At 50.5% G+C, this 16,030-nt stretch carries 16 protein-coding genes; 7 read left to right on the top strand and 9 right to left on the bottom strand.

Going from position 1 to position 16,030, the window contains the following annotated elements:
• Nucleotides 1-73: 73 nt before the first annotated feature.
• The 4 genes from ACSZLD_RS12810 to ACSZLD_RS12825 all read left to right on the top strand — a co-directional run bounded on the left by ACSZLD_RS12810 (nt 74) and on the right by ACSZLD_RS12825 (nt 3,559).
• On the top strand, nt 74-919 hold the full coding sequence (locus ACSZLD_RS12810; RefSeq protein ID WP_377909248.1) for an ABC transporter ATP-binding protein: 846 nt from the start codon (nt 74-76) through the stop codon (nt 917-919).
• The gene (locus ACSZLD_RS12815) at nt 852-1,613 is read left to right on the top strand and encodes an ABC transporter permease (RefSeq protein ID WP_377909247.1); all 762 of its coding nucleotides are present in this window, start codon (nt 852-854) and stop codon (nt 1,611-1,613) included. The genes ACSZLD_RS12810 and ACSZLD_RS12815 overlap by 68 nt, the downstream gene beginning before the upstream one ends.
• A gap of 16 nt (nt 1,614-1,629) precedes the next feature.
• Nucleotides 1,630-2,634 carry an aliphatic sulfonate ABC transporter substrate-binding protein gene (locus ACSZLD_RS12820; protein ID WP_444685398.1) on the top strand — a complete coding sequence of 335 codons (1,005 nt, stop codon included), beginning with the start codon at nt 1,630-1,632 and terminating at the stop codon, nt 2,632-2,634.
• 328 nt (nt 2,635-2,962) lie between these two features.
• The gene (locus ACSZLD_RS12825; protein ID WP_377909245.1) at nt 2,963-3,559 is read left to right on the top strand and encodes an NAD(P)-dependent oxidoreductase; all 597 of its coding nucleotides are present in this window, start codon (nt 2,963-2,965) and stop codon (nt 3,557-3,559) included.
• On the opposite strand, the gene ACSZLD_RS12830 is transcribed toward ACSZLD_RS12825, so the two are convergent.
• Genes ACSZLD_RS12830 through sat form a run of 8 tightly spaced genes read right to left on the bottom strand, consistent with a single transcriptional unit; the run spans nt 3,538 to nt 12,323 of the window.
• A complete protein-coding gene (locus ACSZLD_RS12830; protein WP_377909244.1) occupies nt 3,538-5,244 on the bottom strand; it encodes an NADPH-dependent assimilatory sulfite reductase hemoprotein subunit in 1,707 nt (568 codons plus the stop codon). The genes ACSZLD_RS12825 and ACSZLD_RS12830 overlap by 22 nt on opposite strands.
• A 22-nt stretch (nt 5,245-5,266) precedes the next feature.
• A complete protein-coding gene (locus ACSZLD_RS12835) occupies nt 5,267-7,021 on the bottom strand; it encodes an assimilatory sulfite reductase (NADPH) flavoprotein subunit (RefSeq protein WP_444685399.1) in 1,755 nt (584 codons plus the stop codon).
• A 36-nt stretch (nt 7,022-7,057) separates the two neighbouring features.
• A complete protein-coding gene (locus ACSZLD_RS12840; protein WP_377909242.1) occupies nt 7,058-7,813 on the bottom strand; it encodes a sirohydrochlorin chelatase in 756 nt (251 codons plus the stop codon).
• Between the two features lie 11 nt (nt 7,814-7,824).
• A complete protein-coding gene (gene cobA, locus ACSZLD_RS12845; RefSeq protein ID WP_377909241.1) occupies nt 7,825-8,568 on the bottom strand; it encodes a uroporphyrinogen-III C-methyltransferase in 744 nt (247 codons plus the stop codon).
• A 1-nt stretch (nt 8,569) separates the two neighbouring features.
• A complete protein-coding gene (locus ACSZLD_RS12850; RefSeq protein WP_377909240.1) occupies nt 8,570-9,262 on the bottom strand; it encodes a phosphoadenylyl-sulfate reductase in 693 nt (230 codons plus the stop codon).
• Nucleotides 9,263-9,281: 19 nt separating this feature from the next.
• Nucleotides 9,282-9,893 (bottom strand): adenylyl-sulfate kinase, encoded by a 612-nt coding sequence (gene cysC, locus ACSZLD_RS12855; protein WP_377909239.1) that lies wholly within the window; start codon nt 9,891-9,893, stop codon nt 9,282-9,284.
• A 13-nt stretch (nt 9,894-9,906) separates the two neighbouring features.
• A complete protein-coding gene (locus ACSZLD_RS12860) occupies nt 9,907-11,154 on the bottom strand; it encodes an SLC13 family permease (protein WP_444685400.1) in 1,248 nt (415 codons plus the stop codon).
• 20 nt (nt 11,155-11,174) lie between these two features.
• Nucleotides 11,175-12,323 carry a sulfate adenylyltransferase gene (gene sat / locus ACSZLD_RS12865; protein WP_377909237.1) on the bottom strand — a complete coding sequence of 383 codons (1,149 nt, stop codon included), beginning with the start codon at nt 12,321-12,323 and terminating at the stop codon, nt 11,175-11,177.
• 583 nt (nt 12,324-12,906) lie between these two features.
• Here sat and thpD point away from each other — a divergent pair.
• A complete protein-coding gene (gene thpD / locus ACSZLD_RS12870; protein ID WP_444685401.1) occupies nt 12,907-13,833 on the top strand; it encodes an ectoine hydroxylase in 927 nt (308 codons plus the stop codon).
• A 205-nt stretch (nt 13,834-14,038) separates the two neighbouring features.
• Here thpD and ACSZLD_RS12875 read toward each other — a convergent pair whose 3' ends face one another.
• Nucleotides 14,039-14,818 carry an SDR family oxidoreductase gene (locus tag ACSZLD_RS12875; RefSeq protein ID WP_444685402.1) on the bottom strand — a complete coding sequence of 260 codons (780 nt, stop codon included), beginning with the start codon at nt 14,816-14,818 and terminating at the stop codon, nt 14,039-14,041.
• A gap of 146 nt (nt 14,819-14,964) precedes the next feature.
• Here ACSZLD_RS12875 and ACSZLD_RS12880 point away from each other — a divergent pair, with 146 nt between their 5' ends.
• Both ACSZLD_RS12880 and ACSZLD_RS12885 read left to right on the top strand, forming a co-directional pair.
• Nucleotides 14,965-15,495: a PadR family transcriptional regulator gene (locus tag ACSZLD_RS12880; RefSeq protein ID WP_444685403.1), complete on the top strand. Its 531-nt coding sequence runs from the start codon at nt 14,965-14,967 to the stop codon at nt 15,493-15,495.
• Nucleotides 15,496-15,500: 5 nt separating this feature from the next.
• Complete coding sequence (locus ACSZLD_RS12885) at nt 15,501-15,983, top strand: DUF4188 domain-containing protein (protein WP_377909233.1); 483 nt, start codon at nt 15,501-15,503, stop codon at nt 15,981-15,983.
• Nucleotides 15,984-16,030 lie beyond the last annotated feature (47 nt).

The raw sequence follows: 16,030 nt of genomic DNA on the forward strand, positions 1-16,030 counted from the left end.
TTCCACCATGGTATACTTAATTTTATTATTCCAACTAAATTAATCAACATTATGCGTTTAAGAGGTGAATGCTTTGGCAGAAGTTACGATTCAGCACGTCGAAAAAACCTTTCCCGCAACAAAAGATAACGAATCATTTACCGTATTTGATGATATCGATCTGACCATACAGGATGGTGAATTTGTTTCCCTGCTCGGTCCTTCCGGCTGTGGAAAGTCCACGCTGTTAAATATCGTGGCTGGACTCGAGCCGGCAACCGAAGGACAAGTATCAGCAGGAGGTAAAGCGATTACCGGTCCTGGTGCTGACAGAGGGGTCGTCTTTCAGGAAGCCGCTCTGATGCCATGGCTGAACGTCCGTGAGAACGTCGAATTTGCGTTAAAAAAACAGTTTTCCAAAGCGGAATCCCGCTCGCGCGCCGAAGATTATTTAAAGCTCGTCCACTTGAGCCGTTTTATGTATGCCTATCCTCATGAGCTTTCCGGAGGAATGAAGCAGCGGGTATCCATTGCCCGCGCCCTTTCAATGGACCCGGAAGTGCTGTTGATGGACGAGCCATTCGGAGCGCTTGATGAGCAGACGAGAATGATGCTCCACAAAGAAGTGCAGTACATCTGGGAGACTACCGGAAAGACCGTGCTGTTTGTCACGCATAATATCCGTGAATCCATTCTTTTGTCTGATCGCATCGTTCTCATGGGCACGAGACCCGGCGGTATCCGCGGCGAGTTCAAGGTTGATCTGCCGCGGCCGCGTGATCCAGCCTCCGAAGCGTTCACATCGCTTGAAAAGCAAATTATGGAGATGCTGGAAAAAGAGATCGAAAAAGTGATGAGAGAGGAGATGGGGGATGACTTCCGCAGTAAGAAGGCTGGTTTTCTTTATCGTTCTAATCGCGATATGGGAGATCATATATAGAATTTATTCACAGCAGACAGCTATGTTCCCTTCCCCTCTCGGATCGGTGGAACAACTGTACATAGGCCTGTTTGATACAGGTATTCTCCGCGTAGCTCTTGGGGAAAGCCTTGGCAGAATTGTATTTGGTTTTCTGCTTGCTTTAATCATCGGCGGTTTTCTCGGCGTTCTGCTCGGTGTTTCCAAGCTGGCTGACGAAACACTCGGATCACTCGTGATTGCGCTGCAGTCAGTTCCGAGTATCGTGTGGCTGCCAATCGCACTGATTTTGTTTCAGGGCGGCGGCGGAGCTATTCTGTTCGTCGTTGTACTCGGAGCTACGTGGCCGATGACGATGAACATGCGGATGGGAATGAAAAACGTCCAGCCGATCCTCATGCGGGCAGCGCGCACGATGGGCTACAGCGGCAGTGAACTCGTCTGGAAGGTAATGATTCCAGCAGCAGTGCCTAATGTGCTCACCGGCGCAAGACTCGCGTGGGCCTTCGGGTGGCGGGCGCTGATGGCTGCTGAACTGATTGGCCGAGGCGGACTTGGACGTACGCTGATGGACGCACGTGATTTTTACAACATGGATCTTGTTGTCGCCATCATGATCATCATTGCCACGATCGGACTTATAGTTGAGTATTTTGTTTTCAGCAAGGTCGAAAAGCGTGTCCTGTCCAGATGGGGACTGCAGACGAATACATAAGAGGAGTGAGTGATATATGAAGAAGTGGGGACTACTGGCAGCCGGGGTGCTGCTTTTGACAGCATGCGGAACAGATGAGGATGACTCAGCGGGAGCTGCAGGCGGAACAGACGCTGTTGAAATCGGCTATTTTCCTAACCTCGATCACGCAGCGGGCATTGTCGGTAAAGAAAAAGGATACTTTGAAGAAGAGATTGACGCGGATGTCGACTACCTCAACTTTCCAAACGGCAACGACTTTATTGAGGCGCTTGATACCGGCGTCATTGATCTGGGCTATGTCGGACCGGGCCCTGCAATCAACTACCACCTTGCAGGAGGAGATGTCGTCGTCGTAGGCGCAGCTGCGAACGGAGCGACCTTAATCGTATCACGTGAGGACTCCGGTATTGAAACGATCGAAGATTTCTCTGGTAAATCCTTTTGCACGCCTGGCAACGGCTGCACACATAACGTCCAGCTCGAAATGATGCTGAAGGATAAAGGCATGGAAACGAACCGCCTTGGCGGGGAAGTGGAGCATCAGTCACGCGTTAATCCGGCCAGCATGGTCGCGATGTTTGAACAGGGACAAATCGACGCAGCAGCGGCGCCGGAGCCTTGGGGAACGCTTCTTGTCGAGGAGCATAACGCAAATGTCGTCACCGAATGGAATGAGGTCTTTCTTGGTGAAGAGCTTGCGAGCGTTGTCATCGTAACAACAAATGAATTTCTGGAAGAAAACCCGGAGACTGTTGAAGGTGCTCTCCGCGCTCATAAACGAGCAGTTGACTATACGGCAGAAAATGAAGCTGACACGCTTGTAACAGTAAATGACCTGCTCTACAGCCTCACTCAGACTCGACTGCCGGAGAACGTGCTTGAAGCAGCCTGGGAGCGTATGGAAATCACGACCGAAACACATGCAGATGCTCTTCAGGCCTGGGCAGATGCATCCTACGAACTGGAATTCATTGACGACGACCCGGATCTGGACGGTTTTGTCGATACGAGCATTCTTGATGATATCGTCGCCGAATAAAGGAGGTTCTGCAGATGAAATGGGTCATCCTACCGCTCATCGCAGTATCCCTGCTGTTCACTGCAACGGGCTCTGCTTACGAGGAGCCATTTGATCCGACACGGTTTATGGACTACTGCCATTAACAATATGCGTGCAGAAACAGCCAGCAGATCAAGCATTCTGCTGGCTGTTTCCTAATGGTGTTAGTCTTGATGAACGGGTAATGCTGTATCACAGCGGCCGTCAGGTTTGGGAAGATTTATACACCGTTCAGCTACTCTGTCCAGGTGCACTTCGCCTGCGGTATACTGCTAACAACACAATGGATTTAAAGGAGAGTGATTCGATGGAGCCTGTCGGTTTGAATTTGACGAATAAGCATGTTGTCATTATTGGCGGAGGAAATGTGGCCTTCCGAAGGGCAAAGCGTGTATTTTCAGCCGGCGCGTCGATTACGATCGTCAGTCCGGAATGCGCGGATGATATGACGCGATGGATCAGTGAGCACTCAATCCAGTGGGAAAGACGAAAAGCAGTTCCCTCCGACACCAATACTTTTCTGCTTATACTCGCTGCAGGAGAAGACGTTCACGAGGCAATCTACAGCTGGGAGCCTGGGGCCTGCCTGATTAATGATGCGGCGGACAGCAGCAAGGGGTCGATCGTTTTCCCCGCGGTCGTCCAGCGCGGGCAGATAAAGGCTTCCGTGCATTCCGGCGGGGCTGGTCCGCTGTTTGCTAAATCGCTTTGCAGCAAAATAGAGCCGCTCGTTGCAGAGGAGGCCGCATACGTTTCTTTTTTAACAGCTGCACGAGAACTGGTTACCGCCTCTTCTCTATCCGCTGAAAAGAAAAAAGCGGAGCTGGAGTCTTTGCTCCATCCCCGCTTTAGAAGCGCTGAACTTCAGCAGCATAAACTTGCTCAGCTGCGCACCTTTTCGTGAAAATTAACGCCATCCGTCGTTGCTTCAATAATGCCGCGGCGGATAACAAAATCACCAAACCGTTCCCCGGTTTCCTTTTCTTTTGCGAAGGAGGCAAAGATCGGCTGCAGTTCCTGCAGAATCTGCTCTTCTCCGATATTTTCCCGGTACAGCTTGTTCAGCCGGTCTCCTTTAAATCCGGCGCCAAGGTACATGTTATACGTCCCCGGTCCTTTTCCGATAAAGGCAATTTCCCCAAGCGACGGTCTTGCGCATCCGTTCGGGCAGCCGGTCATCCGGATAATGATCTCTTCATCACGCAGACCGTTCGCATCCAGCATATCCTCCAACTTATCAATCAACGAAGGCAAATACCGCTCCGATTCGGCCATAGCAAGTCCGCACGTCGGAAACGCTACGCACGCCATGGAGTTTCGGCGCAGTGCTGAGTTCTCACGACCGTCTGTTAAACCGTATTCGGACACGATTGCCTCGATCTGCTTGCGGTTTTCCGGTTTAACATCTGCAATGATGACGTTCTGATTTGGCGTGAGCCGGAACGTTCCGTCATGCACCTCTGCTACCCGCTTCAATGCCGTTTTCAGCTCATATCCGCCGCTGTCGGCAATACGGCCGTTTTGAATGAATAAGGTCAGATGCGATAGGCCTTCTGCATGGTCATCCCACCCGTAAATATCGCCGTTTCGGTCAAACGAATACGGCTTTGCCGGTTTTACTTCCCAGCCGAGACGTTCATTGACTTCGTTCCGCACCGTCTCGATGCCAAGCCTGTCGACGGTGTATTTAAAACGGGCATACTTTCGCTCAGAGCGGTCACCATAGTCCCGCTGTACAGTCAGGATAGCTTCTGCTGCTTCCGCTGCTTTTTTAGCCGGGACGAAGCCAAGCATTCTGCCAAGCTGCGGATACGTCTTTTCATCTCCGTGCGTCATGCCCATTCCGCCCCCGACGAGAATGTTATACCCAAGCAGCCTTCCTCCGCTGATAATCGCAATAAAGCCAATATCCTGTGAATAAATATCAACATCGTTTGACGGCGGAACTGCCACACCTATTTTAAACTTCCGGGGCAGATACGTTTTTCCGTACACCGGCTCCTGCTCTTCTTTCGTGTCGATCAGCTTTTCTTCATCCAGCCAGATCTCGTGGTAAGCCCTCGTTTTCGGAAGCAGACGCTCGCTGATATCCGCGGCGGAGTCATATACCTTTCGATGCGCATCAGACTGGGAGGGGTTTGCTGCGCACATGACGTTTCGATTCACATCGCCGCAGGCAGCAATGGTGTCCATCAGCGCCTCGTTCATCTGCTGCAGGCTCGTTTTCATGTTCCACTTCAGGATGCCGTGCAGCTGAAAGGTCTGCCTCGTTGTCAGCTTCATCGTGCCGTTGCCGTATTCATCTGCAAGCCGGTCCATCGTCAGCCACTGCTCCGGCGTTGCCACCCCCGCCGGAAGCCGGACGCGCACCATAAACTGATAGGCAGGCTCCAATTTCTGCTTGCGCCGTTCTTCACGCAAATCACGGTCATCCTGCATATAGCTCCCGTGAAACTTCAGCAGCTTTGTCTGATCCTCCGGAATGCCGGCACTGATACGGTCCTGGAAAAACTCCTCCAGTCTTCCCCTCAAATAGCTGCTGTCTTGTTTTATATGTTCCGTTTCACTCGGCTTGCCGCTTGTACTCATCTAACCTCTCCTTTCTATTGCATCAATATACATCCCGCTGATAGCGCTTTTCGCTTCTTAACTCTTTTAAATAGGCTTCAGCTTCCTCTTCGGAACGCCCGCTCTCCTTTACAATCACCGTTCGCAGTGCCTCATGCACATCTCCTGCCATGCGATCCTTATCGCCGCACACATACAGAAAGGCGCCGCGTTCCAGCCATTCAAACACGCTCTTGCTTTGTTCTAAAATACGGTGCTGGACGTATATTTTTTCGTCCTGATCCCTTGAAAATGCCGTATCTATCCTTGTTAAGAGCCCGTCTTTATACCAGCCCTGCCACTCTGTCTGATACAGAAAATCTGTCGTGAAGTGCTGATCTCCGAAAAACAGCCAGTTGTCGCCTTCCGCTTCCCGTTCCTCGCGCTCTTCCATAAACGATCGGTATGGAGCAACTCCGGTTCCGGCGCCAATCATAATGATCGGTTTTTCGTCTGCAGGAAGCTTGAATGATTTGTTGGACTGGACGAATACCGGCAGTGAAGATCCCGGTTCACCGCGTTCCGCACACTGTATCGAGCAGACCCCGTTACGCTCCCGGCCGTGAGACTCATAGCGCACGGCACCGATCGTGAGGTGTACTTCACCCGGATTTGCAGACAAGCTGCTGGCAATCGAATAGAGACGAGGCGGGATTGGACGAAGGCTGTCGACCAGCTGCTGGGCCGTAAAGGTCCACGGCGCTTTGTCCTGAATCAAGTCGACAAGATCCCGCCCTTCCATATAGCTTTTCCTGTCTGCCTCCTCTAACGCAGCCAGCTGGTCTGAATAAACCGCAAGCTTTTCCAGCAGCGGCTTTGTCAATACCGTAATTTCAAGCTGCTCCAACGCTTTTGCAAGCGTCTTTTCTTCCTTGCCTGACAGGACCGTTTCCTGGCCATTGAAATCCAGGACGCCAAGCAGCTCTTCTACGAGCACCTGATCGTTAACCGGCAGAATGCCGAGGCTGTCACCAGGCTCATAGGTCAGCCCTGATGCTTCCAAGTCCAGTTCAATATGCCTCGTTTCTTTCGCGGACCCTCTGCCGTTTAAGGAGAAATTGGTGACAATCTCTGCTGGAAACGGATGTTTTTTTGAATACACTGCTTTTTCCTGCAGCGCTGTCGGCTCACTGGCAGGCAAAACCGGCTCTCCGTCTGCAAACTGCTGCTCTGCCTGCTTCAGCCACGTCGCTGCTGGCTCCTCGTAATCTACATCGCAGTCGATTCTTTCAAGAACTCGCTCTGCGCCGAGCTTTTCCAGAATTCCGTCAAAATCTTTGCCTGTCTGGCAAAAATGCTCGTAGGAGCTGTCGCCAAGCGCCAGCACAGCAAAGCGCATGTGGGACAAATCAGGCGCTTTCTTGCTGAATAAGTAATCGTATAAATCCAGCGCTTCATCAGGCGGGTCGCCTTCACCGTGCGTACTCGCAATAAGAATGACATCCTCCAGGCTGCTGAATTTTTTAGGCTTCAGATCGCCAGCAGCGACAACGCTTGCTTCCAGTCCGAATGCTCCGGCAGCCTCCTCGGCAAGCGCCGCTCCATTTCCGGTCTGGGAAGCTGTAAGAATCGTCAGACTTCTCGATTCCGTCTTTGTTTCCGAGGCGGGACGCTCCAGCACCGCGGTACCCGCTGCTCCAGCTGCAGCCGTAAAGCCTGCCAGCCACTGAACCTGAGCTTCTGTCAGCTCCGGCAGCAGCTCATTTAACAGTCCTGCCTGTTTTTCCGTAAACGGGCTGTTTTGTGCACTAACTTGCAAGTTCACTCTCCCCTTTCTGCGGCCGTTTCTGGCCATTTAGATCCACCACGCCATATGCTCATCCAGTCTGTTTTCAATCGTTTCCGCATGCAGTGCCTGTCCGGCTCGTTCTGAAAGCGCCTCGACCATCAACAGGTGCGCGCCAAGATATGGGGCCAGCCTGAACGGTGAAGCAGCCACTTCGCGCTCCATTGACTCGTACAACAATCCAGTGAACCATAAGTAAGGCAGCACAATGACATCATCGTATTTAGCTGCACTCTCCATTCCTTCTGCGAAAGACGGTTTGCACGCCGCCAGATAACACGTTTCTACTTTTTTCACACCGAGCCTTCGCTTCAGCCTTTTCGCTGTCAAACGGACAGCTGATTTCGTTTCCGGCGAACGGCTGCCTCTCCCGACGAGCAGAATGACCGTGTTTTTTGTAATGGCACCTGCTTCTTCTGCGCGCCTGGCCAATGCTTCGACAGTACGCTGCTGAACCCCCAGAGGCCGCCCGTATGTCACTCGAATATGCGGAAATTCCTCACGAACGTGTTCAAGCTCCTCCGGGATGTCAGCATAGTAATGCCCGGCGCTCAAAAGCAGCAGCGGCACAATAGCGATAGACGTCGCTCCGTTTTCCACGAGCTTGGTAAACCCGTCCCTGATGGTAGGACTTTCCAGCTCCAGAAAGCAGAGCTCCTGGAGCGGCGCTTCGACTCTTGCCTCCACCTGTTGAATAAATTGAATGGATTCCTCTTTTGTTTTCGGTGATCGACTGCCATGTCCGATGTAAAGTACACCCTGCATATGCTCCTCCTTCAGCTCACCACTTCTTCTCTGAGACTGCCGTTCAGTCTGCTCATCAAGCCGACCACTTCTCCAATCACAATCATCGCCGGCTGCGGCGCCCCCGCCGCTTCTTCTGCAATGGCATGAAGCGGAGCTGTGACCACTACTTCGTCTGCAGTCGTTCCATTTGAGATAACAGCAGCCGGCATGTCAGCTGGCTTTCCTGCCTGGATGAGCTTCTCGCAAATGAGACGAATATTGCCGCCACCCATGTAAATGCACAGTGTATCCATACTGTTCGCCGTGTGATGCCAATATGCGTCATCGTCCAGCTTAGTAACTCCTGCTATAATGCCGACCGAAGAACTGACATGACGATGGGTGACCGGAATGCCTGCGCTTGCCGGTACAGCAGCGCCGGACGTGACACCAGGGATTACTTCAAACGAGAGTCCGGCCTCTTTCAATGCAATGGCCTCTTCGCCGCCTCTGCCAAAGATAAACGGATCTCCGCCCTTCAGCCTCGTAACTCGCTTCCCGCTCAGAGCGGATCGAATAAGCATTGCATTAATATCCTCCTGGGAAACGGCATACCCACCTGGTTTTTTCCCGCAGTAAACAAGTGCCGCGTGTGGACTGGCCTCTTTCAGCAGTTCCCGGCTGACAAGCCTGTCATAGTAGATAACGTCCGCTTCCTGTATGGCTCTTAATCCTTTTACGGTGATCAGATCCGGGTCTCCCGGTCCAGCACCTGTCAGTTTTACTGGATACATGTCAGTCCTCCTTTTTCGTCGGCAGATGCAGGCCGCATTCCGTCTTGCCGGTGCCGGCCCAGCGTCCATCGCGATTGTCTCCTCCGTCTGACGGGACGGTGCATGGAACACAGCCGATACTCGGGTAGGAGCGGTCGTGCAGCGGATTATAATCCAGCCGGTGTTCATCGATATAGTTCCATACATCCTCCCATGTCCAGTGGATGAGAGGGCATATTTTCACGCTGTCAAATTTCGCATCTTCCTGCACAAATTCCGTATGCTTTCGTGACTCGGACTGTGCCCGTCTCAGCCCGGAAATCCAGGCTGGCACACCGTGAAGCGCACGCTCCAACGGTCTGATTTTCCGCAGATAGCAGCATTGGTCCGGATTGCGCTTCCAAAGCTCCGGTCCGTATGCTTCTTCCTGCTCTGACAGCGTCAGTTCAGGCTGCTGCATCGTCATGCGAAGCTCAGGATATCTCGACTGAACCCGGTCAATCAGCTCATAGGTTTCGTTAAAGTGAAGATGTGTATCCAGAAAGACAATTTCAGCTGGAACGCTGAATCGGTGAAGCAGATCAATCAGCACCATGCTCTCTGCTCCGAAACTGCACGCATACACGAGATCTTCCTTGTACGTTTCTGCCGCCCAGCGCAGAACACCCTCTGCACCTTTCGTTCCGTCCGTTATCTGGTCAAATGATCGCTGCATACGATCTGCCTCCTTTCATTCAGCGGTTGTTCGCTTCTGACGAAATCACACCTTTTTCCTGCAGATACGTGATCAGCAAGGACACATTTTTCTCTATGGAATCCTTCCCTGTATCAAGTGTTAATTCCGGTGCTTCAGGCTCTTCATACGGATCATCAATCCCGGTAAAGTTACGGATCTCTCCTGTCCGGGCCTTTTTGTAAAGCCCTTTCGGATCCCGCTCTTCACAAACCGCAAGCGGTGCTTTCACGAATACTTCCGCGACATCTTCGCCTAGAGAAGCTTTTACGCCCTCTCGGTCCTTCTCATATGGAGAAATAAATGCCGTTAAGGTCACTAACCCTGCGTCTGCCATCAGCTTCGCTGCTTCTCCGACACGGCGGATGTTTTCTGCTCGATCTGCTGCTGAAAAACCAAGATTCTGATTCAATCCCATCCGGACGTTATCTCCGTCCAGCCTGTACGTTCTTACTCCTTGCTGATGCAGCTCCAGTTCAAGCGCTGCAGACAGCGTGGACTTACCGGAGCCGGACAAGCCTGTAAACCAAAGCACAAAGCCTCGATGACCGTTGAGCTTTTCCCGGTCTTCTTTTCTAACGTGCGAATCGTGCCAAGTTAAATGAGAACTCACATGTTTCACCCTTTCAGCTGAAATCAATCCATATTGCGCTGACGACAACCATCGTCACAATAAAATAAAGTAAATTGAGCGGCATCCCCACGCGGACAAAATCCATAAAACGATAGCCGCCGGGCCGGAACACGATTAAATTAGTTTGATACCCAACCGGTGTCGCAAAGCTTGCCGAGGCCGCAATGGCTACTGCAGTGAGAAATCCTGCCGGATCCTGTCCGGACTGAAGCGCTGCTGCTACTGCAATCGGAAACATCACGACAGCAGCCGCGTTGTTTGTTATAAACTCCGTGAAGATCGATGTCATCAGGTAAACGGCAGCAAGCACGCCGATCACTCCAAGCCCTGCAGATACAGCGACCAGATGCTCAGCAAGCCAGACCGCCGTTCCTGATTGTTCCACTGCTGTACCAATACCAATCGCATAAATAATGATGAGCAGCACATCCACCCGTATGAACCGGTGCAAGCCCTTTAAAGGAAGAACCCTGCCAGCAAGCAGCACAATGACAGCACCAAACGCCGCTTCAAACATCGAGAGAAGTTCAAGTGCAGCTGCTCCTACCATCACCGCAAGGACCAGCAGCGGCAGCATACTTCCTTTTCCTTCAATCATTGCAGGCGGTTTAGGGTCCGACTGCTTCGGTTCGTGATTCGGCATAATCCGGTAACCAATGGTCACCATATAAAGAATGCCAAACACGGCTGCCGGAACACCGACTGCTGCCAATTGGAACATGGAAAATCCACTCATCCCCCGATCCAGCATCAAGCCGTGTATTAGCAGGTTTGTAGAGGTTCCGATGAGGGTGATCGTTCCTCCGAAAATCGCTGCGAACGAGAGAGGCATTAGAAATTTAGATGGTGAAATCTGCCGCTGCTCGCACCAGCGCTGAATCATAGGGGAAAAAATAGCGACGATTGGTGTATTATTCAAAAATGCCGACATGCCCGCAATTGGAAACATCATCGATAAAAGCGAACGCCTTTTTCGCTTCCCGCTCCCCAGGCCTGAAAAGATAAGTCTCTTTAACGACGGATGGCTCTGAACAGCTCCGGCCACTAAAAACAATAGCGCCACCGTCCACATCCCTTCGTTCGTTAATCCGCTCAGCGCCTGAGATGTATCAATTGCACCGCCTATCCACAGTACGAGCAAAGCAGCAAGCAGGATCATATCAGCGCGCAGCCACTCTGTGATGAGCAGGCCGACCATGACCGAAATCACGATCAGGACAAACCCGATTTCAACCGTCATGACGGACCCCCTCCTCGCTTTTACTGCACCGCTGCTTTTTGCAATCCGTTGATCAGTACTTCTGCTACTTCTTTTCTAGAGAACTCTTCTGGCAGAGATTCACCGTTTCGCAGACGCTCTCTTACTTTTGTTCCGCTCAGATGAACATGGTGGTCGCCGTCATGCGGGCACGTTTTTGCCGTCCCCATGTTTTTGCACGTTTTGCAGTAAAAGGCGTGCTCAAAGCGCATTAGCGTGACCCCAAGCTCTTGTTCAAACGGAGCCGTGTATTCTTGTGCTTCATACGTACCGTAATAGTCGCCTACTCCGGCATGATCCCTTCCGATAATGAAATGGGTGCAGCCGTAGTTTTTGCGGACGATGGCGTGCAGCAGTGCCTCCTTCGGTCCTGCATACCGCATCGCTGCTGGATATACGACCAGCGCTGTGCGCTCTTTCGGATAATAATGATCGAGCAGCACCCGGTAGCTTTTCATGCGGACATCAGCCGGTATATCATCAGACTTCGTATCGCCAACGAGCGGATTCAGCAGCAGTCCGTCCACTGTTTCCAGCGCACTCTTCTGAATATACTCATGGGCCCGGTGAACCGGGTTTCGCGTCTGAAAGCCGACTACCGTTTTCCAGCCCTTCGCTTCAAACAGCTGGCGGGTTTCCGCAGGAGAAAGGTGATAGTCTCCAAACGCATGCGGAAGACGTTTTAACAGGGTAATCTCCCCTCCAACAAGCAGGCTTCCTCTGCTGAACAGAGCGGCTACCCCGGGATGCGCGGGATCCGACGTACCATAAACAATTTCGGCCTCCCGCTTTAAATCAGCCCGGAACGTTCCCCGGCTCTTAATAAGGCCGTAAATCGTTCCTTTTTCGTCTGTCAAAGCCGCTTCTTGTCCAGTTGATAAGAACGCTGCCTCCTTTTCCGTGACGGGCAGAGTGATAGGCACAGGCCATATGCTGCCGTCCGTCAGTCTCGTATTTCTCAGCACACTCTCATAGTCATCCTGATCCATAAAGCCTGTCAGCGGACTGAAACCGCCAAGACCGATCAACTCCAGATCGGATAAGTTCCATGAACGAAGCGTGACGACCGGCAGGGAAGCTGCTCGATCCCTTTCAGCCTTATTTTCAGACAATCGATTGATTAACGTACCTCCGTGCGCCTGATTTACCATCGTATCTTCCCCTCTCTTAACACATTATTCTTACCAACTTACTCGACTTTAAAATCATAAAAAAAATACCGGCTGGTTTTATGTGATGTATTGAAGATTAATGGATATAACAAGAAAAATCAATACTAAATCTGACAAAAAACATATTTTACACATTATTCGCATTAATATAGTCGGTTATTAAAATGAAGCACGTTATTTTTTCTAATTCACCTTTAGCCTGGGCAAACGTCTGAATGAGTCTGATGAGTGATCGAGGCTTACGGTTTTGACGATTTCGATCACTCGACATCCAGCAACAGAATTTTTGAACTGCTTTTTCTTACATTGCAGATTCTCCCCTGCTTTCTTCGCAGTACGAAACAAACCGTTGTACCTATGATCATTTATTAGCACAGTATAAAAGTCTTAATATAGAGAAAATTTGTTTAGTTAACCTGACAGCGGGTACAGATTTGACAGGTGAAAACAGCATTTATTTGGTAATTCATCATACTTAGGTATTTTAATTTTGCTCTCTATTTGTAGTTCATAAGATGACAAACACGCTGTTTTCCCAACACTTTTTTAGGAGGAATTTAGAATGGTCAAAGATCTTTACCCGTCCCGAATTAATGAAACATCCCAGATTGTCAGACGTCAGGATCCGGTGATTCACAATGAGAACGCCCGAACGGAAGGGCCGCTTTCTGCAGAGCAGGTCGATTTTTACGAGGAGAACGGCTACATTTTGCTGAAATCGTTTTTCCAGGGAGAAGAGCTAAAAAAATTAAAGCAGGAGCTTGACAGTACAATGGAGGATCACCAGCATAAAGAAGGTCCGGATATTATAAAAGAACCGAGCAGCAACGAAATCCGTTCCATCTTTGAGGTTCATAAAGATAAAAGCTACTTTGAAAACTTGTCAAAAGATGAACGGCTCGTCTCTATTATGGAGCAAATTTTAGGCAGCCAGGTTTATATTAATCAATCCCGTATTAATTTTAAGCCAGGATTTAAAGGAAAAGAGTTTTACTGGCACTCTGATTTTGAAACGTGGCATGTCGAGGACGGGATGCCTAGAATGCGTGCACTCAGCTGCTCGATTGTCCTGACAGATAATTACGAGTACAATGGACCGCTCATGCTCGTACCGGGTTCTCATAAATGGTATGTGCAGACTGCAGGCGAAACGCCGGATAACAATTTTGAATCGTCCCTGCAGAAGCAGGAGGTCGGAGTTCCGGATGAAGACAGCATGCGCTGGCTAGTCGATCAGGCTGGCGGACGAATTGACCGTGCCACTGGTCCAGCTGGTTCCGTACTCCTGTTTGAAAGCAACACGATGCACGGCTCAGCCGGCAATATTTCACCTTACCCGCGCAGCAACGTATTTTTTGTTTACAATTCAATTGAGAACAAGCTGGAACAGCCGTTCAGCGGCAAGGAGCCGCGACCGGAATTCCTCGCTAACCGCGAGAACATCCAGCCGATCCAGCCGGTATCAACTAAATCGACAGCACGTCAGTAAATTATTGATGTATCATCGGCACTCCAGAAAAAAATCAGCGCACGAACGAAGCAGCTCTTTTCAGGGCTGCTTTTAGATTGTCGGCAAAGTTTCGGACGCATCGCATCTGCCTGTATTTGCGGGCACTCGCTTTTCGTATGTGGCTGAATCAGGTGAATAACGCTTTAAAAAACCGCACACCCATTTGGATGTGCGGACGTTTCCGTTATAAGAGGGAGGATCCTCCATCGATAAACATTTCTGTACCGGTTATATGCCTGGACGCGTCTGATGCGAGAAAGGAGACGAGATCGGCTACCTGCTCCGGCTCACCAGGGCCTTCCAGGGGCTGGTCTCCTTCCGGATATTCGACCGGAATTTCGACTTTTTCCAGCTCTTTTTCCTTAGGATATGTTTTGCTGCCGATGTCCGTTTCAATGAATCCCGGACAGATGACGTTGACCCGGATATCGTAGTTCGTCAGTTCAAGTGCCGCCATCTTACCAAAAGCGAGCTGACCGGCTTTCGTGCTGCTGTAGGCAGACATCCCAAAGTTTGAGAATACACGCGTACCGTTAACTGAGCTCGTTAAAATAATACTGCCGCCATTTTCTTTCATATGAGGAATGGCTGCTTTTACCGTATGAAATGTTCCGTTCAAATTAATTTCAATCGTTTTATTCCACTCGGATGATTCGAGATCCTCAATCGGTGCAACCGTACCGTTCACGCCGGCGTTTGCAAATACGATATCCACGGAGCCAAATGTATCCGCTGCGCGCTGAAACGCATCCTTTACCTGCTGCTCGTCAGTTGTATCAACTTCTGCTGAAATGACATCGCCATCAAATTCTTTTTCGGCTTCCTGAAGGGCTTCTCCATCTACATCTACAAGGCAAATCTGGACACCCTGTTTTGCAAGCTGGAGCGCTGCCGCTTTCCCCATTCCGGATCCTCCGCCCGTTACAACAGCTGTTTTCCCTTTTAGCGACGTATATGTATCCATGTGACCCACTCCTTTTTCCTTATCTTGGAGGTTTCTTCCCCTATTAACGCTTAATCAAACCTTTCTCCTTTGCTATAGACAAGAAGTTGAAACCAGTGTATTATATCAATTAGATACTATCAATTTGATATATAAGAAGGTGACGTATGGCAAAACAAAACCGGACCCGTTTTGCGCTTCTCGGTCTCCTTGCATCGGAGAGCTTGACTGGTTATGAAATGAAAAAGAAGATCGACGGGAGTCTGAACCACTTTTGGAAGATCAGCTTCGGCCAAATTTATCCGACGCTGAATGTTCTGGTGGAGGCAGGTGAAGTCGAAGGAGAAGAAGAGAATGGCAGCACCCGCTACAAGTTGACTGAAGCCGGCAGGATGGCATTGACAGGCTGGCTGAGGCAAGTGCCGGATGAACTGCCGGTGCAAAAAAACGAGCTGCTGCTGAAGCTTTTTTTCAGCCGGCATGAAGACCACCGTGAAACAATAAAGAAGCTGGAAAAGCATGAACAGCTTCTGACCGCAAGACTGGAAGTCTATGAGCAGATTGAATTGTCTCTTATGGAAAGCTGCGGTTCGTCACCGGACTTGCCTTACTGGCTGCTTACTGTTCGTCATGGCATCGCCGTGACCGAGGCAGGACTCGACTGGTGCCGGCAGTCGATCACATTCATGAAGGAGTGAAAACAATGAAGCAGATTTATGCGCCTCCTCACACTGTCCTACCGGATAAGCCGCTGACCGTATTTATTATTGGCATGCGCGTCAATAAGCCGCTCTCAGTTAAAAACTGGTTTCCTGTCTTTAAAGCGATGGGGCCGATGATTAAAGAGCTTTACGAAAACAAAGACAGCGGATTTTATTCGCTGGAAACGATGTTTGGCTGGAAATCCATCCACCTTGTTCAATACTGGGAATCGGAAGAAAAGCTGTTCGCTTACGCACACGAAGATCGGCACCGTAAAGCATGGAAAACCTTTATGCAGCTGGCAAGACGCTCTACCGCAGCAGGCATTTACCATGAAACGTATGCAGTTGAGTCATATGAAGCCATCTATGCAAACATGCCCAAATTCGGCCTTGCCAAAGCAGCCGGACACGTTCCTGTTACAGCTGAGACGCGCCAGGCTGCTGCCCGTATGCGCGCCAGCAGGGAACAAAAAGCGGAGTAAAAGGCACTGCTATCACCAAAAAAAGAAGCGTAGGCTCAAGAACTGAC

Origin of the sequence: Alkalicoccus luteus (assembly GCF_052061695.1) — a bacterium.
Lineage (GTDB): Bacteria > Bacillota > Bacilli > Bacillales > Salisediminibacteriaceae > Alkalicoccus > Alkalicoccus luteus.

Coding starts and splice junctions, on each gene's coding strand:
- thpD (WP_444685401.1), top strand. CDS start 12,907: ATGGTCAAAGATCTTTACCCGTCCCGAATTAATGAAACATCCCAGATT.
- ACSZLD_RS12825 (WP_377909245.1), top strand. CDS start 2,963: ATGGAGCCTGTCGGTTTGAATTTGACGAATAAGCATGTTGTCATTATT.
- ACSZLD_RS12880 (WP_444685403.1), top strand. CDS start 14,965: ATGGCAAAACAAAACCGGACCCGTTTTGCGCTTCTCGGTCTCCTTGCA.
- ACSZLD_RS12850 (WP_377909240.1), bottom strand. CDS start 9,262: ATGCAGCGATCATTTGACCAGATAACGGACGGAACGAAAGGTGCAGAG.
- sat (WP_377909237.1), bottom strand. CDS start 12,323: ATGGTAAATCAGGCGCACGGAGGTACGTTAATCAATCGATTGTCTGAA.
- ACSZLD_RS12830 (WP_377909244.1), bottom strand. CDS start 5,244: ATGAGTACAAGCGGCAAGCCGAGTGAAACGGAACATATAAAACAAGAC.
- ACSZLD_RS12840 (WP_377909242.1), bottom strand. CDS start 7,813: ATGCAGGGTGTACTTTACATCGGACATGGCAGTCGATCACCGAAAACA.
- ACSZLD_RS12820 (WP_444685398.1), top strand. CDS start 1,630: ATGAAGAAGTGGGGACTACTGGCAGCCGGGGTGCTGCTTTTGACAGCA.
- ACSZLD_RS12860 (WP_444685400.1), bottom strand. CDS start 11,154: ATGACGGTTGAAATCGGGTTTGTCCTGATCGTGATTTCGGTCATGGTC.
- ACSZLD_RS12885 (WP_377909233.1), top strand. CDS start 15,501: ATGAAGCAGATTTATGCGCCTCCTCACACTGTCCTACCGGATAAGCCG.
- ACSZLD_RS12815 (WP_377909247.1), top strand. CDS start 852: ATGACTTCCGCAGTAAGAAGGCTGGTTTTCTTTATCGTTCTAATCGCG.
- cobA (WP_377909241.1), bottom strand. CDS start 8,568: ATGTATCCAGTAAAACTGACAGGTGCTGGACCGGGAGACCCGGATCTG.
- ACSZLD_RS12875 (WP_444685402.1), bottom strand. CDS start 14,818: ATGGATACATATACGTCGCTAAAAGGGAAAACAGCTGTTGTAACGGGC.